Annotated in this window: 11 protein-coding genes; 3 read left to right on the forward strand and 8 right to left on the reverse strand. The window is 64.5% G+C overall.

What is annotated here, in order from left to right:
- Positions 1-89: 89 nt before the first annotated feature.
- The 8 genes from J8F10_RS04565 to J8F10_RS04600 all read right to left on the reverse strand — a co-directional run bounded on the left by J8F10_RS04565 (position 90) and on the right by J8F10_RS04600 (position 20,378).
- Positions 90-1,739, reverse strand: a complete 1,650-nt coding sequence (locus J8F10_RS04565; RefSeq protein WP_210652677.1) for a DUF1553 domain-containing protein — start codon at positions 1,737-1,739, stop codon at positions 90-92.
- 94 nt (positions 1,740-1,833) lie between these two features.
- Complete coding sequence (locus J8F10_RS04570) at positions 1,834-2,268, reverse strand: TIGR03067 domain-containing protein (protein WP_210652678.1); 435 nt, start codon at positions 2,266-2,268, stop codon at positions 1,834-1,836.
- A 562-nt stretch (positions 2,269-2,830) separates the two neighbouring features.
- Positions 2,831-5,131, reverse strand: a complete 2,301-nt coding sequence (locus J8F10_RS04575; protein ID WP_210652679.1) for a HEAT repeat domain-containing protein — start codon at positions 5,129-5,131, stop codon at positions 2,831-2,833.
- 302 nt (positions 5,132-5,433) lie between these two features.
- Complete coding sequence (locus J8F10_RS04580; protein WP_210652680.1) at positions 5,434-6,762, reverse strand: reverse transcriptase family protein; 1,329 nt, start codon at positions 6,760-6,762, stop codon at positions 5,434-5,436.
- Between the two features lie 116 nt (positions 6,763-6,878).
- Positions 6,879-8,744, reverse strand: coding sequence for an SWIM zinc finger family protein (locus J8F10_RS04585; RefSeq protein ID WP_210652681.1), 1,866 nt, complete (start codon positions 8,742-8,744; stop codon positions 6,879-6,881).
- A gap of 131 nt (positions 8,745-8,875) precedes the next feature.
- On the reverse strand, positions 8,876-15,775 hold the full coding sequence (locus J8F10_RS04590; protein ID WP_210652682.1) for a HEAT repeat domain-containing protein: 6,900 nt from the start codon (positions 15,773-15,775) through the stop codon (positions 8,876-8,878).
- Between the two features lies 1 nt (position 15,776).
- On the reverse strand, positions 15,777-19,070 hold the full coding sequence (locus J8F10_RS04595; protein ID WP_210652683.1) for a BRCT domain-containing protein: 3,294 nt from the start codon (positions 19,068-19,070) through the stop codon (positions 15,777-15,779).
- A 507-nt stretch (positions 19,071-19,577) separates the two neighbouring features.
- A complete protein-coding gene (locus tag J8F10_RS04600) occupies positions 19,578-20,378 on the reverse strand; it encodes a 3-methyladenine DNA glycosylase (protein WP_210652684.1) in 801 nt (266 codons plus the stop codon).
- A gap of 317 nt (positions 20,379-20,695) precedes the next feature.
- Here J8F10_RS04600 and J8F10_RS40230 point away from each other — a divergent pair, with 317 nt between their 5' ends.
- From J8F10_RS40230 to J8F10_RS04615, 3 genes are all read left to right on the forward strand, one after another.
- A complete protein-coding gene (locus J8F10_RS40230; protein WP_210652685.1) occupies positions 20,696-21,856 on the forward strand; it encodes a SpoIIE family protein phosphatase in 1,161 nt (386 codons plus the stop codon).
- Positions 21,857-21,987: 131 nt separating this feature from the next.
- Entirely contained in the window at positions 21,988-23,640 is a 1,653-nt protein-coding gene (locus tag J8F10_RS04610) for a methyl-accepting chemotaxis protein (protein WP_210652686.1), read from the forward strand.
- Between the two features lie 70 nt (positions 23,641-23,710).
- Positions 23,711-24,082: a four helix bundle protein gene (locus J8F10_RS04615; protein ID WP_210652687.1), complete on the forward strand. Its 372-nt coding sequence runs from the start codon at positions 23,711-23,713 to the stop codon at positions 24,080-24,082.
- Positions 24,083-24,096 lie beyond the last annotated feature (14 nt).

The following is a 24,096-nucleotide window of genomic DNA, read 5'->3' on the forward strand; positions in this document are numbered from 1 at the left end:
GGGTCGGCTCCTCGGAAGTGGTGCTAAGTGTTTGGTGCTTGTATTTCGCGCGGAGCCGCGCCTTGTAGTGCGGGCGCGGCGCAGAGAGGTTAATGATTAAAGAGGAATTCGGAGCTGTTGAGCAGAACCCAGAACACGTCGGCGAGCGCCTGCTTCTTGTCGTTCTTTGCGCCCCCGCGGTCCACGTAACTGGCGTACTTTTCCAGCTCCTCCGGCGTCGGGTTGCGGGCGAACGCGGTCAGGAACAGGTTGCTCACGCGCTGCTTGGTGTCCCAGCCCGGCATGTCCACGATCGCGGCGAGCAGCTCGCTCTTGGCGAGGTCGGTCTGGTCGCCGATGAACTTGCCGTTCATCAGCATCAGGGCCTGCAGAATCGTGGTGTTGGTTTCCGTCGCGCGCTCGGTGTTGGCGAACTGCGAGAGGAACTGGCTGCGCGGGTTGTTGGGCTGCACGAACCCGAAGTTCTGTTGGTTCCGCATGAAGGCCGGTTCGCGGAACCCGGTCGTGGCTACGAGCGTGTCGAACAGTTGCGACGGCGTGAGTCCCTTCAGGCTCATCTTGGCGAAGCGGCGCGGGTCGGCCTGGCCCGGGTGCGTCATCTTGCTCGAAAGCTGGTACGCCTTCGTGCGGGTGATGGCCCGGATCAAAAGCCGGTTATCGAACCCGTTCTCGGCGAACGCTTTGCCGAGTTCCTTGAGCAGTTCGGGGTGGCTTGCGGGGTTGTTCTCGCCCGGCTCATCCACCGGGTCCACGATGCCGATGCCGAAGAAGTGTGCCCACACCCGGTTCGCCATGTTCTTCGCGAAGAACGGGTTCTTCGCGCTGACCAGCCAGTTCGCCAGCTCCTGGCGCGGGGTTCGTTCCAGCGACCACGCTGGGTTCGAACCGTCGAAGAAGGTCGCGCTCACCTTGCGGTCGGTGCCCATCACGCCGATCTTGTTGCGGTCGGCCTGCGGTTGGAGCGGCCCGACGAACCCGGGGCGCGGACCGGTGAGCGGGTTCATTTCGGCGAAGAACGCGGCGAACTGCCAGAACTGGTCGCGGGTGTACGGGGCGAACGGGTGGTCGTGGCACTGGGCGCACTCGAGCTTCATCCCGAGGAACAGGCGGCTCACGGCGGACCCGACGTTCTCCGCCCGGCCCTCGTTCGCGGAGTAGAACCCGACAATGTTGTTGCCGTCCGGGTCGTTGCCGTTGGGCTGGACGAAGCGGAAGTCCGGGTTCTGCGTGTTGACTGTCAGACCGACCGTAATGATCCGCTTCACGACCCGATCGACGGGCGTGTTGTCACGGTACTGATTGCGGAGCCACGCCTCGAACTGGATGCCGAACTGCGTGAGCTGGAAGTTGGTCGTGGTTTGCGGGAGCCACTGCGCCCGCGTGACGGACGCGAAGTGGGTCGCGTGGCCCGGCATGCGGAGCAGGTGATCGACGAGCCTCACGCGCTTGTCGGGGGCCGCGTTCTCGATGAACTCGCGCGATTCGGACGCCTTCGGCGCGCGCCCGACGACATCGAGGTACACGCGGCGCACGAACTCGGCGTCGTCGGTCTGTTCGGCGGGGATCAGCCCGCGGGCCTCCCAGTCTTTTGCGAGGTGCCCGTCGATCATGGCGGCCAAGGCGTCGGCCGGGTCTTTGACCGACTTGGGCGTCGGCGCGATTGTGATATCGGCACCGGCACCCATTGCCGGGAAAACGAGCACGGCCAGGGCCGCCGCGACTCGAAGGCGCGCAAGCATAGTGTCCTCACTTCTGCGAGACAAACGCTCTAGCAATCTGGAGAGGAAGACGGTCCGTTTCTGGGAAACTAACCGCGTATATGCGTGTTACAAATCACTTTTTGACACGCTTCAGAACGAACTTCGCGGCCTGGGACTCTTTCTCCGCGGCCGCGTCGAAGTTCGCCGGGCGCTTACTGCCCTCGCCCAGATAGACGACGACCGTGAGCACGTGTTTCTCAACTTTAAAAATGGCTTCGTTTGTCACCCCGGATTCGGGCTTTCGGAGCATCTTGAAATCGATGATTGGGGGAGAGGTGGAGGGGTCGAGAGCGGTGACTTGCCCGTCGCCGAACTTGCCGAACGTGAACTTCGCGCCGGTCACCGTGACTGTGATCTGCTCGTCGGCGGCCAGTTCGCGCTCGGTGCCGTTGGTGACCCAGGAAACGAGGAGCCAGTCGCCTTCGAGCGCTTTCAGTTCCTTCTGCGCGGCCTCGTTGAGATCGGCCGCCGGCGCGAACAGTGACGCGACTAGCATTGCGGTGAACATGGCGTCCCTCGCGGCATCGTTTTGAGTTGAGACAAGTGTACCCTGACGGACATACCGAAACAACAACGCAAACGTAACAGCCGCGAGACTCGGTTCAAAGCACGTGAACGCGACTCGTGTTTTGTCGAAACAATACCTTCGCCACATGTTGGAACAACGAATCAATTATCATTTCGATTCGGACCCTCGGAACGGGCTCTTTGGCCCCGTGTCCATGATCGGGGGTAACAATTGCTAACATTTTTGGGGCCTTCGGGTGAGTATCCCGACCGGACATTGCGTTAACTGCTGATATTTCAAGAGTTTCAGCACGTGTTTCGCTCTTCGTGGACTCGCGTCGTTGACCCAAAAACGCTGACAACAGCTAACATCCCGCGGTTCCCGGCTGACATCCGACGGCATCCACTCGCGCTCGCGACTAACCTGTTGGGGCTCGCTGGGCGGACTGTGACCACCCGACCAAACGCAGATCATCCCCAAGAAGGCGCACCGACGCAAGAATTATACGCTAGTGGACAGGCGGATAATAATAGTTTCGACCCAGTTTCTGGGGAATCACGGGTTACTTTTCACCGGTGATCTTTCGGATCGCTTCTCGTGCGGCCAGAGCCACTTCGATGCTGCCCGTATCGAACCGCCGCTGCAATTCTGGTAAGGCTTCGCGTGCGTCGGGGCCAATTGCGGCGAGCGCTTCGCACGCCGGCTTCAGTTCGGTTCCGAAGTAGTGGTGGTTCGGCACTTTGGGACCGCGCAGTATGGTGTGTATCGCTGGTACGGCAGCTTTCGCTTTTGGGCCGTATTTCCGGAAGATGGACAGAAACCGTATGTCGTCGTTTCTGTGTTCGAGCCACCGAATAATCAGCGGAATCAGTTCCGGGAAGTCCGGTGGTAGACGTTCCAGCGCCTCCGTAGCGATCCACGCAACCGGGCGCCCGCGGGCAGCTCGCTCCAGTTCGGCTGTCAGCAACTTCCGCAACGCGGGCTGATCGTTTTCGATTTGAGCGAGGGCGATTCCGGCTGCGAATCTCAGAGCCGGGTCGGGGTCTGTCAGCAACTTCTTTAGTGCGGGGACGGCTTCTTTCGCTGCTGTACCGCGATCGCCCAGATCGAGTACGAACTTTGCGCGCTTCCATTCGTCGCGTTCGGTAGTTGCAGATGCAATCAGGTCCGGTACGCCAGGTAACTGTTCGGGTTGGCGCTCGGGGACGCGAACAATTCGCCCACTGTTGTGGTCATTGACCAGATTGCGATCCGTGAAGGCACGAGCCGCTGCGGAGCCTTTCGGGGCGTGATCGTAGATGGTCCGGGCCGCGGATTGAGCGACCTTATCCTTGTCTTCGAGGAGCGGGATGAGCGCCTCGTGGTGCGGTGCCCCGAGAGAATCGAGGTGGCCCAGGTAATCGGCTGCGTACTCTCGAACTTTCGGGTCGTCATTGCGAAGGAACCGTCGGTCCGCTAGTCGGGCCGCGTCCTTCGGGTCGAGGCTTAACGCGGCGGCGCAGAACGCGGCGGTAAGGGCCGATTGCGAGTCCGAAGCTTCGGCCAATTTTCTCAGGCTTGGGAGCGCCCCCGCCGACCACTTTCGATGGCCGAGTTGATCGATGACGGCTTCGCGGACCCCGGCCGAGTCCGAGTCGAGGAGCGGAACGAGCGCACGAGTGCCGACCTCGCCGAAGCTGTTGAGATTGGGTGCGCTCAGCCACGCACCCTCTTCCTGATCCATCCACTTCTTGATCGCCGGGTCGCGGAACAGACCGATGATCGTGTCCACAACCTCCCGCGGTACCTTGTCTGCGCGGTCGCTCAGTGTGCGCGCGACTTCGATTCGCTGCCTCGGTTCCCCCTCCTTGAGCATGGCTGCCAACGCTGGAACGAACGGGGTAAGGTCGAGTGGTGAGGTATCGAATGGATCGTATGTGGGGAAATGCTCGTTCAGTAGGTAGCGGCGCAGTACTTCGTGCATCTCCTTGCGCATTTCAATGTCAGGTCCAGCAATTAATTTCCCGAATGCCTGCCTGCCGGTCACCCCAAGTCCGAGCAGTGCTGTTCCGGCTCCTTCGCGTCCGAATTTCAGTTCCCCGTTTTTGATCGCCGCGATTACTTCCGGGACGATGGAAGCACCGGATTCCCCGAGTACACTCAGCACCTCCTCGGTGCTACCGCCACTAGCGGACTCACCGGTTTTCAGTTCTTTGGCCAGGACCGGCAGCACCTTTTCTTGAACGGCTTTGGTGCCCTTCGGACCGATGCGCAACAGCGCCCGCACTGCGGCGACCCGAGGTGGTGGTGGGAGCGGACCTGACGACTTACGGTTGTCGTTCTCATTCTTGGGGTTGAGGAACAAGCCAACGAGTTCGGGGATCGCGGGTTCGGCTCCCGGTCCGATTTCTTCGAGGAGGTAGGCAACCCTGACCCGAAAATCCTGATTATCATCGGCCAGAAGTTTTGCCAGCGCGGGGACAGATGGAACGGCTTCCCGGCCGAACGAGTGAATGTGCCGTGCAACACTCCCGAAGTTATCATCCTTCTCACCCGGTAACAGTTCAACAAGTGCAGGCACGGATTTGGGGCCGATGCCGGTCAGTGCGTCCAGGCACGCATCGTACAGATGTTTGTTGGCTCGACGGCTCTCGGCGTCGCCTTCGAGCGATCCGCGGCGCGCGTTACGGGCGACACGGGTGAGTGCCGGAATCGCGTCGGCGGCTGCGGAGCCGAGATCGCCGAGACGCTCGGCCGCGATCACCCGCTCCCCGGCGCCGCCCGTCTCCAGTTGCCGTACCAAGTCGGTGACCTTCGGCGCGTCCGCTTGCGCTGCGGACCCCGCAATCAGCAGACCGGCAATAGCGGAGAGGGCGCGGAGCATGAAACCATCCAGAACGAGTGACGGGGCGGCTCGGTGCCGGATAACTGCGAAACGACGTATTGGGGCAGTCGTTGGCCCCAAACGGTCCGGTTCCGGTTAATTGACGATTGTGTAGGTATAAGATTGATGGTCGGTGAGAGCGATGACGTGAGTTGAGAGCGCTCCGCGTTGGGAGCGGAACTGATACCAAATCGTATGGAAGAGTGATCCTTCTGTAGCCGGCCTCACAACGGCCGGGACGCCTCACGTCCGTGGCTCTCCAGTCGCACAAGGCCCGGCTACAGAAGATCGCTGACGGAACCTCACACTGCCGGGCCTTCCGGCTTGTCCTCGAAGCCGTGCAGGTCGGCCAACATCTTGCGGCCGAGTTCCTGGTTCGTCATGTAGACGAACGCCGCGTAGCCGGTCAGCCGGGCCAGCGATTCGCCGTCCTTGAGCGGCTTGCCGGTCTTCAGTTTGTGGAGCGCCGAGCGGAGTTGTCGCCGGAGCTTGCGCGGCGTGCGCGGGGTATTGTCACCGTTGACCACGAGCCCCGTCACGCTCTGCCGGCCGCCGGTGCGGTGAACGCGAGTCTTTTCTGTTTTCACCTCGAAGCCTTCCGCTTCGACAATGCGCCGGGCGCACCCGAGCATCGAGCCGAGTTTCGGTTGTCCCTTGTGCTCCATCGGCAGGCTAAAAGTCAGGTCGTCCGCGTACCGCGTGTAGCGCCAGCCGTACCGCTTCGCGAGCCCCGCGAGCCGGCGGTCGAGTCGGAGGCAGAGCGCGTTCGTGATCGCAGGGCTGGTCGGCGCACCTTGCGGTAAGCAGCGCGGCCCGAGCGAGACGTAGTAGGTCTTCCCCTCCACGTTCACGATCTCGCGCGGCGCCTCGGTGCAGATTTGCGCGAGGAGCGTGCTGATACCGTCGCGGTACCCGGCGCGGCGGAACACGCCCTTCACGCGCTTTACCGTGACCGTCGGGAAGAACTCCTTGATGTCCATCTTCAGCAGGATTTTCGGGTTCTCGTGAACCAGCGCGTTGCTGAGGATCGAGCGCCCCACCAAGAACCCTTGCGCGGCCCCGTGGACCGGCAGGCGCTCGACGATGTGGTGCAGAATCCACCGCTGGGCCGCCTTCAGGCGCTTCTTCGGCGCCCAGATGGGGCGCTCGGTGCCGTCGCGCTTGGGGATCGTGAACCGCACGTAGTGCAGGCTCGTGGCCGCGTCGCGGTGGTAGGCCATGCCCTTGAGTTGCGGGATCGTCACGCCGAGCGCCTCGGCCAATTGCTCCGCCTTATCGAGCGCGGGCAGTTCGTTCTCGGCCGCGCGCTCCTCGCTGTTCGGTGTGTCCCACTTGTCTTCTTTCGGCTCGTCGGTCCAGAACACCCCTTCGCCGAGGTGGACGATGTGGTTCGCCCGGTACGCGCCCCACGTTTCGCGGCGCAGTTTTCGGCGCTCCTCCGCCTCCTGCTTGAGCGCCTTCTTGTAGGCGTCCTTCTCGCGGTCGGACATCGCGTCCGCGTCGCGGCGCGTGACGAGGAACCCGCGCTCGCGGAGCTGCCCGTCGATGTACGCCTTCATCCCCCCGGCCTGAACGATCAGGCGCCACAGGGTCTGTGCGTCGGGAGAGGGGGCCGGGGTCGTGGTGCTCATGATGGCTCGGTACGAAGGATTCACCGCAGAGGGCACGAGAGGGCGCAGAGAAAAACCGCGTATCGCTCTACTTTCTTCTCTGCGCTCTCCGCGCCCTCTGCGGTGAAAACTGCTTATTATTCCGCAATCGCGTCGAGGTATCCCTTGGAGTCGAGGTCCGCGAGCTTGGCGAAGTACGCCTGGCGCGCGTCCGCCTCGCTGTTGAACCGCATCGTCTGGAGCCGCATGGTCTGGCCGCTCAGCCCCCAGCGGTACTTGATCTTGTCGCGCTCGAGCGAGATCTGAACGACGTTCTCGACGTCCCCGTCGCGCTTGGCGAACGCGCGCGTCTCGAACTTCACCGCGTCGTCGCTCTTGGCCTTCTTCGACTCTTTTTCCGCGAACGCGAGCCGGAGCGCGATCAGGTGAACGCACGGCCCGCCCTTGATGCCCTGTTTGCGGAACGGCGCACAGGTGCAGGTCACTTTGCGCACCTGCCCCTCGTCCGCGAGCACCATCTGCGGGCGGTAGTCGCGCTTCTCTTCGGTGACCGTCACCGTGCCGGTCAGTTCCAGGCCGATGCCCGCGATCCGGTTCTCGCCCGTGATGCGCACCGCCCCGCGCCGCGTGAGCAAGTCGTGCGCGACCTTTTCGCGCTGGTTGCGGAACTGCAAGCGCGAGAGGTCGAGCGGCTTCTCCGTGAGCGGCCGGTGCCGGTACACGCCATTGGCGATGTCGTACATCAGTTCGCCGTTCTGACACCCGACCTGCACGGCCTCGACGAGCGCTGCGCCCTTCACGCCCGTTTGAGCCGCGAGTTCCTTCGCATCCGCCTTCCACTGTTTCGCGAGGTACTCGACCACCTTCTTCGTCGGCTCGCCGTCCTGCGTCTTGCGCGGCAGCAGCAGGTCGAAGCCCAGCGCGCTCGACCAGTTGGCGGAGGTGAAGCCGGTCAGCCCGAGCGTCAGTGTGATGTCCCCGCACCGGAACACCCAGAAGCTCGGCAGCCCGCTCCCCAGGAGGTACACGTCCACGCTCTGCACGAACGGCAGCAGGCGCTTCATCGTCATGAGCCGCCGGCGCCCCCACACGCGGACGAGGCGCGCGGCCTTTCCGCGGAACACGTCGCCCGTGGTGGTGAACACCGTTTCCCACGGTTCGGCGACGATCCGCGGCTGCTGCGCCGGGACCAGCTCGAACCGCAGCCCGCGCTTCTTGCCCTTGCGGTCGCCGTTCATCCGCAGGTGCCGCAGCACGTTGTACAGGTCCATCGGCGAGAGCTGGACGTGGTCGAACGGCAGCGTCGCGGCCGACTGCACTTGCAGGAAGCCGCGGAGCCACGAGTCCGGCACCTGGATCTTCTTTTCGAGGAGCGCGCCGCGCGTTTCCGGCGCGGGCTTTCCGGCGTCGTGCCCGATCGCGAACTTCGTCTCGCGGTACCCGCGGATCTGCTGCACGCTCGAATACAGCGCGTCGCTGAAGTCGATGTTCGTGGTGCCGTACTGCGCCGCGCTGAGTGTGTCGAACGCCTCGCCCCGAAACGCGAGGCAGGCGTAGGTGCTCTCGTCCTTGCCGAACACCTCGAACGTGATCTGGTCCGGGTGGACCGACACGACCGGGTCGAGGATCGTGAGCGCGGTCGGGTCGTTGCGCAGCATCCACGCGAAGTACGCCTGCTGCGCGTGCCAGACGCCCAGCGGGGCCGCGTCGCGCTTCAACCGCAGGTACGCGATGTACTGCGTGCGGTCCTTGGGCGCGTACCGGTAGTCGCTGCCGATGACGCCGTACAGCGCGGAGAGCGCCTCGCGGAACCGCAGCGGGTTCTTGATGGTGGCATCGAACCGCACCGCGGCGCGGTCGAGGTTACCGAACATCTCCACCTGCGCGGCGTTCCCGCTCGTCAGCACGCGGCTCGCGCCCGCATACGAGAGGTGCGCCCCGCTGGACGGCGCTGGGGGCGGAGCGTCGGTATCGAGTTCGGCGGTCGGCTCGGTCGTTGCCATCGTGCGAATCCTCCCAGGGGTTGAAGCCCCTGGCTGTCCTCGTGTTCGGACCTCGAAGGGGGGCTGGGAATAGCCGGGGTTGAAACCCCTGGCTCTGGTTCCCGAGTGCCCCGGCTCCCGACAAATAGCCCTTATTCATCCTCGGCCGCGCCGCCCTTGGCATCCGCGCCGGGCTTGGCCTTCTTCAGCGCCTTTGGCATCGTCGCGAGCGTGTTCGCGGCGCCGCGTGCCCGGGCTCGCTTCGAGCGCCGGAGCGCCCGCCACGCGGCCTTGCGCAGTTCCTTCTCGTCGTCCTTCGCTGTGCCGATTTCGACCAATACCTTCTCGGCGGTTTCCGTCGCCATCACGCCCAAACCTTCTACCGCGCCGAGGCGAGCGATTTCGTTCGCCTTGCGGTCCTTTGCGACCGCGGCCAGCGTGTTGACGTCCTTTTCGGCGACGAAGACCGGCAGTGCGACCGGCTGGAGGTGAACGTTCGCGGCGGCGCTGGTCACGTTCGCGGCGGAAACGGCCTTCGCGACCACGAGCCGGTTGAACCCCGGCCGGTCGGAGAGCATCTTCTCCGCGAGTTTGGCCGCGCGTTTCGCATCGAACCGGCCGAGCAACTCGGCGCTGAGGATGCGCACGTCCGCGTCCGGCCCGACCGCGAGCGCTTCGAGCGTATCGAGAACCGCGGGCGTCACCTTCCCGAGCGCGAGACACCGCACGGCTTCGAGCCGAATACCGCGCGCGAGCGGATCGTCCGGCCGAGACTTCGCGACGCCCGCGAGCGTTTCCGTCTGAACCCCGACGCGCCCCGCGGTGAACAGTAGGCTCTCGACGACCTCGCCGGCGAGCAACAGCGGGTTGCCCTTCGGCTTAGTCCCGCCGTAGTCGTCATCATTATCATCATCGTCGTAGTAATCATCGTCATCGTCATCGCTCGATGGCATCGCCCCACCGGCTTTCGCCCGGCGGTCCTGCCACGTTTTCCACCACTTCGTGAGGGCGCCTCCAACGGCGTCCTTCACGCTCGCGTCTGGGGTTGGGACACGCCCGAGCAGTCGGGTTGCGAGCCGAACGGTTCCCTCGTCCGCGTGGCCCAGTGACGCGACCGCCTCTTTTACCGGCAGGTTCGGGCGCGTGAGCAGCGCGGATTCGAGTTGTCCCTGGATTTGCGGTTGGCAACTCGGGAACACGTCCATGAGCCGGAGCGCGTCACCCCTCTTCACGACCGGCTCGAGTGCGCCGCCGTCCTCGCCCGTGTTGCCGACGAAGGAACTCGCGCTCGGGTTCTGGATCAGGTTGTAGTTCGGTTCGAGCGAGTCCTTGCCCCACAACCGGCGGGCGCTCCGGTACGCCGCCATCGCGAGTTCATAGTCGGTGTTGGTGCGGAGCAGTTTCAGCAGCAGGTCGCGCGTGGCCGGGTCGTCGTTGTACCCGAGTTGCTCCGCGGCCGTGGAGCGAATGCGCGACAACAACCAACCGTAGCCCTTCGCGTTCACCTTCGCGCGAACGATGTCCCAGCCGCTCGGCGTGTCGAAGTACCGCAGCCCCACGAGCGCCCGCTGGGAGATGCCGGTCTGCCCCTTCGCGTGCTTTTCGAGGAGGCGGAACACGTTGTCCGCTTGCGGGGATTTCTTCAGGTGCCCGATCGCTTCCGTTGCGGCCTCCTGGAGCGGGTTCCCGTCCTCGGTGGCGAGCGCGAGCAGTTTGTCGACCGAGCGCGGGTCACCGAGTTCGCCGAGCGCGTGAACGGCGCGCACGCGGTGGCTCGTGTCTTCGAGGTACTCGATGCCCGACAGGAGCACCTGCATCCCGTCCCCGCGCCCGCCGCGGGCCAGCCCCTCGGCCGCGAAGAACTGCGTGACCGGGTTCTTGTGCTTCACCGCCTTCAGCAGCGGGTCGGGCGGCGCCTTGCGCTTGCGGACCCGCCAGCCGTAAGCTTGGATGGCGGCGTCCCGGAGCTGCACGTTCGGGCTGGTGCAGAGCGTGGTGAAGATCGCGTCCACATCATGACCGAGCGACCACCGCGCCGGCTCGAGCAGCGTGCCGACGATGTAGTCCGGGTCGCCGCTGGTGAACGCGCGATCGAGGAGGCGCGCGAGGATCGCGTCGTGGCGCGGGTGCTGGTCCTTCATCCACCCGGCGCGGTCGTTCGGGTGCTCGTCCTCGCGGTCGGCGACGTACTGGTCGTGCCCGCTGACGGTGAGGATCGCGGAGTCGAGTTCGTCCTGCCGGTCCTTCAGCTTGTCGAACAACAAGAAGAGCCGGTCCGCGGTCTTGGGTTCGCGGAACCCGGCCGCCGCGCCGAGCAGCATCTTCACTTCGGCGGTGCCGGCCGGGTCGTTCTCGATGCGGTCCAGGAAGGCGTCCGCAGCGCGCTTGTCGCCCAACCCGGTTAGCGCCTGGGTGATGGCGTTTTGGGAGCCGTAGTCGGCGGCTTCTCGGAGGAATTTCGCCAGTGAATCATACGCGACGGCGTCTTTCTTCCCGGCCAGCTCGAAGGCGGCTTTCTCGCGCACCTTGCGGTAGCGCGATTCCACCGCGGTGCGAAGGAATTTCTGGGCGTCCGTACTCGCCTCGTACTCGGACGCGAGCCACTCCACCGCCTGGAGTCGCATCGGTTCGTAAACGGCATCGAGAGCCTTCTTCGCGACCGGGATCTTCCCCTGCCGGTCGCGAAGGAGCTTCGCGGCTTCGATGGCCAGATCGTCCGATCGCGCGAGCATCACGCGCTCGAGGACCGCTTCGCCCTTCTTCGCGCTCGTACCGTCGGTGAGGAGTTCCAGACCCTTCACGCCCAGATCCGTGAAGCCCGCTTCCAGTGCTTCGGCCCCGAGCTGCGCCTTGTCCATCCCGAGGGCTTGCAGGTGCTCGAACGCCTGCGTGCGGACCGGCTGGTTGGGGTCGCCCATCGCCTGCGCGAGTACCGGCTGTGCGGAGCGACTGTAGGTTGCATCTTTCGAGGCGATGGCGAAGATGCGCGACAGTGCCGTTTGCCGAATCTTCCCGATGGGCTGACCGCCCCCACTCGCGCCCTGTTCGCGCACGAGGCCCACGTACCCGCCGAACGCGAGTTCGCGGAGTTGGGCCGGCGTGATCTTCGACGCGACGGGTACCCCGGCCTTCGCTCCGGCGTCTTTTGCCGCCTTGATCGCGGACGCGAAGCGCGTGCTGTGAACGCTCCACGCCGCGTTCCACTCCGCTTGTTCTTTGATGTCGAAGAGCGACAACAGAAGCGCCGTTTTCGCCTTGAGTTGCGGTTCGGCGAACGCGAGCAGGTTCGCGAGATCGTCCACCACTTCGGGCGCGACCTTCCAGGGCGTGTCCTCGCCGCGGTCGTTCACTTCCTTGATAACGAACTCGCGGAACGCGACGGGATCGGCGAACGATTCGAGTGCCTGCGCCCCGGTGAGCCGGAACCGCGCTCCCCTCGCGGAGACGCACTCGATGCACTTCTCCGGCTGGCCGTCGGTGTCCTTCAGTTCGAGCAGGAGCGTGGCGAGCAGCGCCCGGTCGCGAAGCTTCTCGTCGGGGCTGTCCAGGTACACGGTGCCCTGCACGCCGGCCGCGGCGCCGAGAGCGACGGTCGCGGTGAACTGCTCCCCGGGCGTGACGACCGCGTTGCCTTCCGTGGAGCGAATTAGCGGAACGACGGTCGCGTCCCCGAGGTACGCCAGCCCGAGTGCGGCGCGGTACTTCACCTCCGGGTCGGAGTTCTGGAGCGCGGACCGCAGCGCCGACATCGTATCGGCTTTCGCAACCCACACGAGCGCGTGTGCGGCCGCCTTGCGGAGCCGCGCGTGCGGGCTGTCGAGTAACGGCGTCACGAGGTGAAGCGCACGCGGGTCGCCGAGTTCGCCCAAGCCGTAGAGCGCGTTCGCGGCCGCGTCGAGCCAGTCCGAAACGTGTTCTTTCAACTGCGGTTCGGGCGCGGACGCGAGTTCGGTCAACAGGAGATACGTGGTCTCGTCGCCGTGCTTCGCGAGGGCCGCCGCCGCGCGCACGCGGATGTCGGCGCGGTCGCTCTTCATCGCCTCCTTGAGCGGCCCCTTCGCGTCGTCATCGACCAGGGCGTTCACCGCGAGCAGGCGCACGTCGCGGTCCGGGTCCGCGATCGCGCGAAGCAGCACTTGCTGCGCGGCCTTGGAGTGCTTCTTGATTAAGCCCTCGACCGCGAGTTTCCGGGCGTCCGGGAACCGCGACGCGAGGGCCGTTTCGAGGACGCCGAGGTCTTTATTCTTCTTCGTGGCGAACTCGAACGCTTCCTTCCGCAAGCCGGGGTCCGCGTCGTTGAAGAACTCGTACAGGAGCGGCGCGGCCCACTCTTCCTTCTCTTGCGCCGTCACTTCGGTGAGCGCTTCGCGCCGCACGGCCGGGTGAATGGATTGAAGTGTGAACCGGAGCGTGTTCGCGGCGCCGCCGTCGATTTTCAGGTTGAGCGCGGCCTTGAACGCTTCGCTGCGCACGCCCGACGTGCTGTCATTGAGGGCACGCACGAGCAGATCCCAGCCCGGTTCGCCGGGCGCGGTCGGCTTCTTCTTTTTGACCGTCTGAATCAGCGTCTCGAGCCCGCGGCGCCGAACGTCCTCGTCCGCGGCGGTCAGGCCCGACTCTGCGACGGAGAGTGGCGTCTTGTCGAAGATTTTCACGAGCGCGGTGTACGCGGCGTCGCGCACCGAGGCTTCGCGGTCGAACAGCATCGAGCGCAACCGGTTCACGGCGCGTTCGTCGTCGAGTGCGGCGAGCGCGCGGCACACATCGACGCGGGCGCTCACGTCTTCTTCGCGGCTCAGTTGTAGCAGAAGGCCGAACGCACGCGGGTCGCCCAGCACCGCCAGCCCGCGGGCACCACGCAAGCACGTATCGAGCGCGCGACTCGCGGTCGCTTGCAACAGCGTGTCGTAATCTGTGGGCGTGAGTTTGCCCTTCGCGTCCGTGGCCAATTGCGGCGCGGCTTTGTCTGCTTTCTCGGCCTTTTCCAGTTCGTTCAACTGGCGGTTGAGTTCCGTGTCGCTCGCACGCAGCACCCCCGCGAGTTCCGGCTTCGAGAGCACGGAGAGCAGGAACGCGACCTTCCGCACGCCCGCGTCGGCGTCTTCGAGCCGGCGCCGAATAGCCGATTGCACCGCCGGATCGTCGAGCAACTGGCGCTCGTAAGCGCGAATCAGCGCCGTTGCGCGGATGTCGCCGTGCTTCGAGCCGAGCGCGGTGAGGTTCGCGGTGGGCGCCTTCGCGTCGTACACCGTTTCGAGCGAACTGAGGGCCGTTTTCCGCACGTCCCAATTCGCCGCGTCGAGTGCGTCCACGAGCCGCGTGAGTGCCTGGTCGTCAGCCCTCGCGAGCGGTTCGAGCGCCTTGATCGCGAGCACACCGACATCGGCATGGCCGGTCTTCAGTGCGAGGTCGATTGGGAGGAGGTCCGGCTTCAGCGGCCGGAACAGCCCCCTAAACGCGATCTCGCGCACCTTGCTGTCGCCGTGCCCGATCGCCCGTTCGAGGATCTTCCCGACGCGCGGGTTGTCACTCTTCGTCAGCAAGTCCGCGATCAGTTCGCGGATCTTGTTGTCGGGGTCGCGCGTGATTTGTTCGCCGAGGATGTCGATGCTGGCGGAATCCTTCCACTCCGCCAGCACCCGCAGCGCCTTCTCCCGGCGCTTCGGGTCGTATCGCTGGGACAATTCGTTCTGCACCCAGTCCGCGGCGCCGGTCACCTTCGCGGTGACGGGATCGTCCGGGAACTTCCCGTCCGCTTCGAGCTTGATGAGCCGGATACTGTTGTCGTCGCACGCGACCGCGACATGCGGCTGGTTGTAAACCGTCACAACCGCCAGCGCGACGACGCGGCCCACTACGTCTTTTAGCGTGCTCGGCTTGATGGCACCCGGGCGCGGCCAGTTCTTCAGTGTCGCGTCGCGACTGCCCGTCACGAACCGGTCGCCGGGTACCAGAACAAGGGCCGTCAGCACGTCCTCGTGCATGTTCGCACGGCCCTTGTCCTCCGGTTCGAGGCTGCCGCGTGCGAACGTGGTGAGTAACTTGTTGTCGGCCCCGGCCGAGAAGAACCGCAGCTCCTCCGGCTCGAACTGAATGACCGTGACCGCGCCGTCGTGCAGCTTCGCGGACTCGGACGGCTCGAACTCGTCCTTGTCCTGTCCGTCGAAGACCGCGACGATGCCCTTTGTGGTCCCGGCGGCGAGCCAGTACCCGCTCTTGTCCACACTCAAACACGTCCCCGTATCGGGGAGTTCGAGCGTCTGCTTGATCGCACCGTCCTTGTCCGAAATGATGTCGATCTGCTTGCCGTTCAGGACGGCGATGCGCTTCTTCGCGACGGGCACGATGGCCGCGATGTCGCCGCCGAACGGCCCCGCGAGGAGTTTGGGCGCCTTCTTGCCGCACTCGTAGAGGCGCTTGTCGGTGCCGCCGACGTAGACCGTGTTCCCGTCGGCCGCGATCGCGGCTCCGCCGCACTCCAGCGCGTCTTGTTGGAGGCTGAGCTTATCGACGTCGAGCCAGTACAGCGCGGTCGGGGCACCTTCCGGGTGAACCGTCACGAACGCGAGCGACCCGCCGATGCCCACCGCGGCTCGAATGTCGCCGCGGTACGTCTGCGACTTGCCCGGCCCGGCTTCGCCGAGCGTTTTGGGCGCGGATTTCGGTTCTTCCGGCGCGCCCGTTCCCCCGGATTCGTCGCTCTCGTCTTCGTCCTCATCCTCGTCGTTGTTGCTGAGTTCATCGACCGCTTCGCCCAGGCGCTCGATCTGCATGCGGAGACCTTGAATCTGTCGATCGAACGGCACGCCTGGGATCAGCGGTGCAACAGGGCCGGTGTTCGATTCGGCATCGGACTCACCGACCGCGGCCAGTTCGTCGTTCAACTCGGTGAATATCTCGTCCGGGAAGTTGTAAACGAGATCATCGAGTTCGCTGAAAGCGTCATCGAAGCCGTCTTCCGGGAGCTGGTCTTTCACACGCACGAACGCGCGCATCACCGAAAGCAGCGCGCGGAACCGGTCGCGGAGCGGGAGCCATTTTTTGGAGGCCATGTTACGCATCCTCCTTCTTCAGTTCGGGGTACTTGTGGCGGATGCGGGTGACCGCGACCAGACACGCGGCGCGTTCGCTCGGCCCGCGCGAGGTCATGAACTCGTCCAACAACGGGAGAATCCCGCTCCCGAACTGTTTGTCTTCCAGTCCCAGGTCGCGCATCACTTCTACGAGGTCGAGTTTCGCGCGGCGCGCCGGGAGCGGCTTCACGCTCACCACCCTGTCGGGCTTCGGCGCGTTCGGGTCGGTGGAGTCCGTGTCTTCGACCGCGTCGCGCGACTTCTCCGGTCGCCCCGGCGGAATCTCAAACAGAATGCTCCGCAGGAACTCGCTCAGGGTCGGCTTCTCCGCGGGCCACTTTTCGGGCCGGTGCGGGACGCCCTCGCCGCGATTCGCCGCAGCTTTCTCGGCGTCCTTCTTGGCTTTCGCACCGACGGTCGGTTTCGGTGGGAGCGGCGGCTTCCAGTCCGGCGTCAGTCCGCGGTCGCGGTAGACGGTCCACAGCGCGCGAATCACGAACGCGCGCACCTTACGATCCGGGCTTTCCGAGAGCCGGAACAGCTCGTCCGGCACGCGGAGTTTCGGGAGCCGCTTGATGAGTTCCATTCCGAGCGCGCGCGTCTCCTCGTCGTTCGATTCACAGAATCGGTACACGGCGCTCGCTTCGAGTTTCGCGGGGTCGAGACGGAACGGGCGGTTCGGCGGCGTATCTTCCGCGAGGAGCGACTTCGCCACGAAGCGCCGAACGTCCATAAACGGGATGTCGGCCATGCTGACGAGATAATCGACGCCGGGGTTCCAGCGCGCGAACTCCCAGCTCGCCAGTTCCAGCGCGAACTCGCGCAGCGGCTTGCGGCTCTCGCTGAACAGCGGGAACACGCGCTCCAGTGAAAGGAACGATGACGGGATCTCCGCGCCCGGGTCAACGGGCTTGTCGGTGAGTTTCTGCGCGATGTCGGTGTGGTGCCGGCGGACGTATTCGCGTGCGAACCGGCCCACCGGGGCGTCCGCAGGTCCGGGCGCGATGACGAGTTGCCACAGCCGCTCGCAGCCGCGTGTGGTGGCGTCCGCCGTCGCGGTGACCTGCTGACCGGAGAGCATCTGGAGAAACATCGTCTCCGAGATGATGCTGATGTTCGCGCCCTTCGAGTTCAATTCCTCGGCTTTGACGTGTTTGGCACCCTTCGCGCCCTGGCCGAGGAACGGCGAACCCGAATCACCAACCACAAGGTAGTGCAGTTTGGGCGACACGTTCGCGGTGGGCACGCCGTTGGCGGCTTTTACCTGCGCTTCCGCATCGGCCGGGGTAATGTTCGCCAGCTTGCCCGTGAAGCTGAACGTCGCCTTGCCGAGATCGACTTTCCCACCGGTCGCGGGCGCTGCGGTAGTTGTGGTGGGCGCGGGCTGTTCGTCACGTGACGCGAAATCGGCCGGGAGGAACGTCCGGATGAGTCGATCGCTGGCGAAGTCGTGGTACATCGGCTCGCTGCGGGCCACGAGCCGCATGAGCCAGTCGAACCCGAGTTCCGTGGTCGTGAACTTGCGCACGTCCTGGAACCAGCGCAACACGGTCGCGGCGCGGCTCTCGTCGAACGACAGTTCCTTTGCCCATGCGCCGTTCTTGAGCTTGAACTCAGTCAACCAGGGCGATGCGTCCCAATCGGGCTGGAACGCGATCGTCTTCAGGAAGTCCATCCCGAGTGTTTGGGCCTTCTTGATTTTGCCCTGGTTCACCCAGTTGGTGATGTAGTTCGCGGTCGGCGGGAACAGCGCGAGCCACTTGAGCAGTTCGCGATCGAGTGCGTCGAGTTCGTAGTGCTTGGCGAGTTCGCCCGCGGCGTAATCCACGACGCGCTCGCTCTTGTCGCTGTCGTTCGGCTCGACCTTCTGGAGCAGCGTCACAAAGAACGCGGCCCCGAGTTCTTTCAAGTTGTGAATCTTCGGCAGCAACTTCGTGGCGAACCCGAACGCCTCATCGCTGTCTGAAAGCATCCGGCCCTGGAACCACTCGGGGGTGAGTTCCTTCGCGCCGAAGTGTTTGGTGATCGCGTCCGCGGCGAACTTGTGGCCGTGTTCGGTTTCGAGCAACTGGCCCCACGCATCGAGCCCCACACCCGTGCGCGGGTCTTTCTCGCCGAGGAGGTCGCGTGCGAGCTTTCGGACGTCTTCGTTGTCGTTGTTCGCGAGCCGGATGAGTTCGCTGACGGGCAGGTCGCGTGCGTGCGTGCGTGCGTAGTTCGCGGCGTACTTCCGCGCATCGGCCGACGGCGAATCGAACAGTTTGAGAACCGCTTCGTGCAGCCCAAGTGAGCGGAACGCGCTCTGCTCGAACTTCGGGACGTTCTGAAGCAACCACACCACGAAGTCATGAATCGCACGACTCGGCACCGCGACGAGCCGCACGACCCAGGCCGGTTCGGTGTCGCGGAGCACTTGCCGGAAGTCGGTCTTCAGCGCGGTGGTGGCATAGTCACGGACCGCGTCGGACTTCGCACGTTCCAGGAGCGAGAACAGCGGGCGGTGGCTCCGCTTCCAGAGGTCGCCGTATGCGCGGTTCTTCAGATTGGTGGGGTCGGCCGATTTGTCGTTCCAACTGAACCGGAAGTTGGAGCGCCCGTATTTCTTCGAGTCGTGGAACAGGATGTGGTTGAACACCCACGTTCCGGTCAGTCGGACGTTGTCGGTGTAGTTGACGAGGAATTCGCACGCGACGTCGGGATAAGTCGCGGGCAGGTGCAGCCCGACGCGGCGCAGGTAGCGCCAGGCCCGGCGCGCGCAGTAGGCGACCGTTGCGCCGCTCACCTGTTTGTTGTAACTGCCGCCCGCGTGCGCCATATCGAGCCGCGCCGCGATCGCGCCGTAAACCTCCGTGTCGTTCTTGGCTTCCGATTCCTTGAAGATCCGCTTGATCGCCTTCCACGGGCCGTAAACGAGCGGCACCTTCGCGATGATGCGTAAGAGGTAATCGCGGGCGAGCGCGTCGTTCGATTCCCACAGCGTGAAGATCACCTCGTGGACCTTCAGTTTGTCCGCGAGCGGCACTTCCGCCTTCGGGTCTTCGAGCGCCTTGAGCGTCTCGATGCGGTAGTGCGCCTGCTCCTCGGGCGTCTTCTGGCGGTAGCGCCAGTCGCGCAATTGAGACAGGAACTTATCGAACGTGAGCGCCCCCGCGCGGATCGGCGTTTCGGGCGCGGGAATCGGCTGGTTACAGAGTTGCTCGATCAGCGTGATGAGTCGAGGATCGCGCGCGTCCCAGGCCTTGCGGACATCGTCCAGCGTCAAAACCGCCGCCATTGGAGAGGCTCCAGTATCGCTTGATCCGCGCCGCGTCCCGCTTGATTGGGGGACGTCGTGTTGTTCGGGCTTCCGAGAGCAGACGAGGGAAACGTCTACATCCTGACCTGGTGTGTGGAAGGCTCGCGGCACCGCCGGACAGTGTACCCGTCCGGACATCCGGGAACCGCGATTCGCGAGGTTGTTCCAGACCCGGATGTCCGGACGGGTACACTGTCCGAAAGCGGTGCTGGAACAGCCTTCCTCAAGCCGTATCGCAAGGCAAGCGCTCGGGTGACGCAACATCACCCTGTTGCAGAGCAACGAGCTAAACAATTTCCCTCGTCCGCGTCTCGGAAGTGAGAGAAGGTTGTAAACGACGGGCGACGCGGACGCAAGCGGCGTAGTTCACGTTTTTCAGCACCGCGAATAACCTACCCCCCAACTCCCTCCCTAAAAGGGAAGGGGAGCAAAGACAACCGCTCGTTAACTCTCGCGGTTCGCCGAGTGTCTTGCTCCCCCTTCCCTTTAGGGAGGGGGTTGGGGGGTAGGCTCTTCGCGCAGCGCTCCCAGCAACCGCGCGTAAACGTCCAGTACGCGCGCGCGAACGGGCTGTGCGCGAAGGGACACGGCGCGCTGTAACTCGACGTACTCTTCGCGGCCCGCGCGCGTTTCGATCCGGATCGGCTCGAAGCCGTAGCCGCTCAAATCGTAGGGGCTGGCGCGCATGTCGATCTCTCGCGCGAAGCGTGCCACCTCGAAGGCGTCCGCCACCACGCTCGACGGGCAGAACGGCGCGATCTTGTACGCGAACTTGTAGAGGTCCATGTTCGCGTGAATGCAGCCCGGCTGATCGTGTTCGGAGGTGGTAACGCGGGTCAGTTCCCAGCGGTTCAGCGGCACCGCGGCCGGCGTGAAGAACCGGAACGCATCGTAGTGCGTGCAGCGGAGCGGTTGCGAGTCCACCACGGCGTCCGTTTCTTCGCGCGACAACCGGAGCGGAACGTAGGGGTGCCGCACGTTCGGGTCGCGGTAAACCATCGCCCACTCGTGCAGCCCCAAGCACGCGAACGACGGTTCGCGCGCGAGCACCGCCCCGAGGTAATTGGCGGCCCACTGGAGGTACGAGCGCCGGTGCTCTGGGAACGCACTTGCAGAAAGTAGTAACCCGGTGTCAGTCGAAGTGAACTCGCTCCATTGCACATCGGCACGAGTCGCGTCTTCGAGTGCGACTCCGAAGCCCGGTGTCCACCGCAACAGGTGCGCGGGCCGGAACGAGTAATACTCGAAGAGGAAATCGTAAACGGGGTGCTTCTGCCCGCGCGCCATCCGCGCCGTGCGCTCCTCCGCCCACGGCGTCACTCGCGCGAGGTATGCGGCGCGATCGGCGCTCCAAAGGCAACCTACCCCCCCGCCCCCCCTCCCTGAAGGGAAGGGGGAGAAAGAACTGTCAATCGACGCAGTTTCAAACCCAGTGGGTTCGCGCGTCTGCTCCCCCTTCCCTGAAGGGCGGGGGGGCGGGGGGGTAGGTTGCCTTTCTGCTTCCTCACGTTCCGTCGGCACAACCGACACAGTTTGTCCCCTAATATCCACACAATCCGAACCGCGCACTTCCCTTCACCATCTTATCGAGGTGAAATATCACCATGCGCGAAACGCACCCCATTAAAGTCCTGCTCGTCGACGACCAGCCGATGGTCGGCGAAACCGTGCGCCGGATGCTCGCGGACGAGCCGGACGTCGAGTTCCGGTTCTGCTCCAAGCCGACCGACGCCATTGATGTCGCGAACGAGTTCAAGCCCACCGTCATCCTGCAAGACCTCGTGATGCCGGACATCGACGGGCTGCAACTGGTGCGGTACTTTCGCGCCAATTCCGGCACGCGCGACGTGCCACTCGTTGTGCTTTCGAGCAAAGAAGAGCCAACAGTGAAGGCGAAAGCGTTCGCGCTGGGGGCGAACGACTACATGGTGAAGCTCCCCGACAAGCTCGAAGTCGTGGCGCGCGTGAAGTATCACTCGCGCGGGTTCGTGGCCCTTCTGGAACGAAATGAGGCGTACCGCGCGCTCGCGGAAACGCAGCGCGAGATGGCCGCGGAACTCGCCCGCGCTGCCCGGTACGTCCAATCGCTGTTGCCCGTTCCACTCACGTCCGGCCCGATCCGAATCGCCTGGAAGTTCGTGCCGTCCACGCAACTCGCCGGCGACATGTTCGGTTACCACTGGCTCGATCCCGAGCACCTCGCGCTCTACCTCCTGGACGTCAGCGGGCACGGGGTCGGATCGGCACTGTTAGCGGTGTCGGCCGCGAACGTGCTCTCCGCCAACTCGATCCCCGGGGCCGACGCGCGCGACCCCGGCGCGGTGGTTACCAAGCTCAACGATATGTTCCAGATGGAGCGTCAGGACGGCAAATACTTCACCATTTGGTACGGGGTCTACCGCCCGGCCGACAAAACACTCGCGTACTGCAACGCGGGGCACCCGCCCGCGTTCCTGCTCTCCGCGGGGACCATCCATTCGCTCGAGGCCGATGCCCCCGCGGTCGGCATGATGCCGGACCTGCCTTACGCGACCAACACCGTGCCGGTCGCAGAAGGCGCCCGGCTCCTCGTGTTCAGCGACGGTATCATGGAAGTCGAGCAGGCCGACGGCACGATGTGGCCGTTCGCCGACTTCCTCGAGCGCGTGACGTCCCAGCTCACCACGGACGGCGATCTACTGAGTCGGCACCTCGATTTCGTTCGCGCGCTCGGGGGGCGGGAGGTGCTCGCGGACGATTTTTCGATGATGGATATACGGTTTTAACCGCTTATTCCGTCTACGCGCTCAGCGGTGACTGGGTAAGATTCGGTGCCGGATCGAACTCGCTGGACTGCGCCCGTTAAGCAGCTACTATCGCCTGTGTCGATCTTCCCGAATCACACTGGCGCGCACTTATGCCCCGCCTCCGCGACATCTCTCTGCGCGTAAAACTCAACGCTCTGCTCATCGGGTACACCGCGACCGTCATCGTCGCGCTCGCGCTCGCCGGGTACGTACTGGACCGGTACCGCGTGGGCGGGTCCGCGTACCATGAGGTCATGGAGCGTAAACAGCTCCTGGACCAGATGAGTCCGCCCCCGCTCGTGATCGGGCGCATTTATTTGATGCTCCACGAGATGGACAACGCCGGAAACGACGAAGAGCGCCGGACCGCCCTGACCCGGTACCGCGAGTACGAGGCCGAGTACCACGAGCGCCAAAAACACTGGCTCGCGAAACCGGACATTGATCCGACCGTGCGCAAGGCTCTCGAGGCAACGGGGCACCAACCGGCCCTGGAAGTGTTCCGGATCGCCAACGACGAGTTCATCCCGAAGAACCGCGACGAGAAAACGCGCAAGGACGCGACCGCGATCCTCCGCGACAAGATCACCCCACCGTACCGCGACCACGTCAAGGCCATGCGCGAGGCCGCCACCGCCGTGGACACGTCCACAAGGGCCAAAGAAGCCGAAATCACCGGGAGCATCACGGCCTGGGCCAACGCCACGACCGTGATGAGTATCACGGCGGTGAGCGTGTTCGGGCTGCTCGGCGGCGTCATTATCCGGAGCGTCGTGAAGTCCGCGACCGCCCTGAACGAGCGCGTGCGCCAGATGGCGAGTGGGGCCGGCGACCTGACCGCCCGCATCGCCGTGGACGGGGCCGACGAGATGGGCCAGCTCGCCGAGGGCATCAACGCGGTCATCGGCAAGATTCACGGCATCGTCGCGAAGGCGCGCGAGTCCAGCCTGCAGTTGCTCTCGATCGCGACGCAGATCGCCGCGACCGCGCGGAACCAGGAACAAACGGTCAACAACCTGAGTGCCTCCACGACCCAGGTCGCGGCGTCCGTGCGCGAGGTCTCCGCGACGAGCAAGGACCTGTCGGGCACCATGAACGAGGTGAGCCAGACCGCGACGCACGCGGACGAGCTCGCCACCCACGGGCGCGACAACATGACCAAGATGGCGACCGAGATGAAGCAGCTCGTGGAATCGACCGCGAGCGTGTCCACGAAACTGGGCATGATCCGCGAGAAGGCCGACAGCATCAACGCGGTGGTGACGACCATCTCGAAGGTCGCGGACCAGACCAACCTGCTGTCGATCAACGCCGCGATCGAGGCCGAAAAAGCGGGCGAGTACGGCCGCGGGTTCCTGGTCGTGGCGCGCGAAATCCGCCGCCTCGCGGACCAGACCGCGGTCGCGACCCTGGACATCGAAACGATGGTCCGCCAGATGCAGGACGCGGTGTCCGTGGGCGTGATGCAGATGGACAAGTTCGCCGAGGAGGTGCGCTCCGGCGTCCAACAGGTGACGAAGATCAACCAGATGACCTACGAGATCATCAACGAGGTGCGGAGCTTGAACGGGCGGTTCTCGCTGGTGAACGAGGGGATGCGGAACCAAACCACGGGCGCCCAGCAGATCAACGACGCGATGGCCCAGATCGCCGACGCGACCCACCGCAGCGCGCAGTCGGTCCGCGAGTTCGAGCGCACCGCGGCGCACCTCCGCAGCTCGGTCGAGGGGCTGAACGAAGAGATCGCGCAGTTCAAAACGTGACGTGACGCGGCACAGCCGAAGGTCGTAAAGTCGAAGGTCATAAAGTCGAAAACCTGGTTCGGAGGCGGTCGTGGCAAAGATCGAGCGCTTCGAGGACATTGACGCCTGGAAACGAGCGCGGGTGCTGACGAGTCGGGTTTACGCGACTACAAATGCCGGCGCCTTCGCGCGCGATTTCGGGTTGCGCGACCAGATTCGGCGCGCGTGCGTCTCGATCATGTCGAACATCGCGGAAGGATTCGAGCGCGGCGCGGGCGATAAGGAATTCGCTCGCTTCCTGTCAATTGCCAAGGGATCTGCGGGCGAGGTTCGCGCTCAACTTTACGTCGCACTTGATGTCGGCTACCTGACGCAATCCGAGTTCGAGGAACACACGCAACTCGCTACAGAAATTTCGCGACTCCTTAGCCGCTTCATGCAATACCTGACTACGACTTCCTGACTGCCTTTCGGTTT

The sequence above is a fragment of the Gemmata palustris genome (genome assembly GCF_017939745.1).
GTDB classification, from domain to species: Bacteria; Planctomycetota; Planctomycetia; order Gemmatales; family Gemmataceae; genus Gemmata; species Gemmata palustris.

What these genes read in the sequence shown, in the direction of transcription:
- J8F10_RS04570 (WP_210652678.1), bottom strand. Translation starts at nt 2,268, where the DNA reads ATGTTCACCGCAATGCTAGTCGCGTCACTGTTCGCGCCGGCGGCCGAT.
- J8F10_RS04600 (WP_210652684.1), bottom strand. Translation starts at nt 20,378, where the DNA reads ATGGCGCGCGGGCAGAAGCACCCCGTTTACGATTTCCTCTTCGAGTAT.
- J8F10_RS04580 (WP_210652680.1), bottom strand. Translation starts at nt 6,762, where the DNA reads ATGAGCACCACGACCCCGGCCCCCTCTCCCGACGCACAGACCCTGTGG.
- J8F10_RS04565 (WP_210652677.1), bottom strand. Translation starts at nt 1,739, where the DNA reads ATGCTTGCGCGCCTTCGAGTCGCGGCGGCCCTGGCCGTGCTCGTTTTC.
- J8F10_RS04585 (WP_210652681.1), bottom strand. Translation starts at nt 8,744, where the DNA reads ATGGCAACGACCGAGCCGACCGCCGAACTCGATACCGACGCTCCGCCC.
- J8F10_RS04610 (WP_210652686.1), top strand. Translation starts at nt 21,988, where the DNA reads ATGCCCCGCCTCCGCGACATCTCTCTGCGCGTAAAACTCAACGCTCTG.
- J8F10_RS40230 (WP_210652685.1), top strand. Translation starts at nt 20,696, where the DNA reads ATGCGCGAAACGCACCCCATTAAAGTCCTGCTCGTCGACGACCAGCCG.
- J8F10_RS04575 (WP_210652679.1), bottom strand. Translation starts at nt 5,131, where the DNA reads ATGCTCCGCGCCCTCTCCGCTATTGCCGGTCTGCTGATTGCGGGGTCC.
- J8F10_RS04590 (WP_210652682.1), bottom strand. Translation starts at nt 15,775, where the DNA reads ATGGCCTCCAAAAAATGGCTCCCGCTCCGCGACCGGTTCCGCGCGCTG.
- J8F10_RS04595 (WP_210652683.1), bottom strand. Translation starts at nt 19,070, where the DNA reads ATGGCGGCGGTTTTGACGCTGGACGATGTCCGCAAGGCCTGGGACGCG.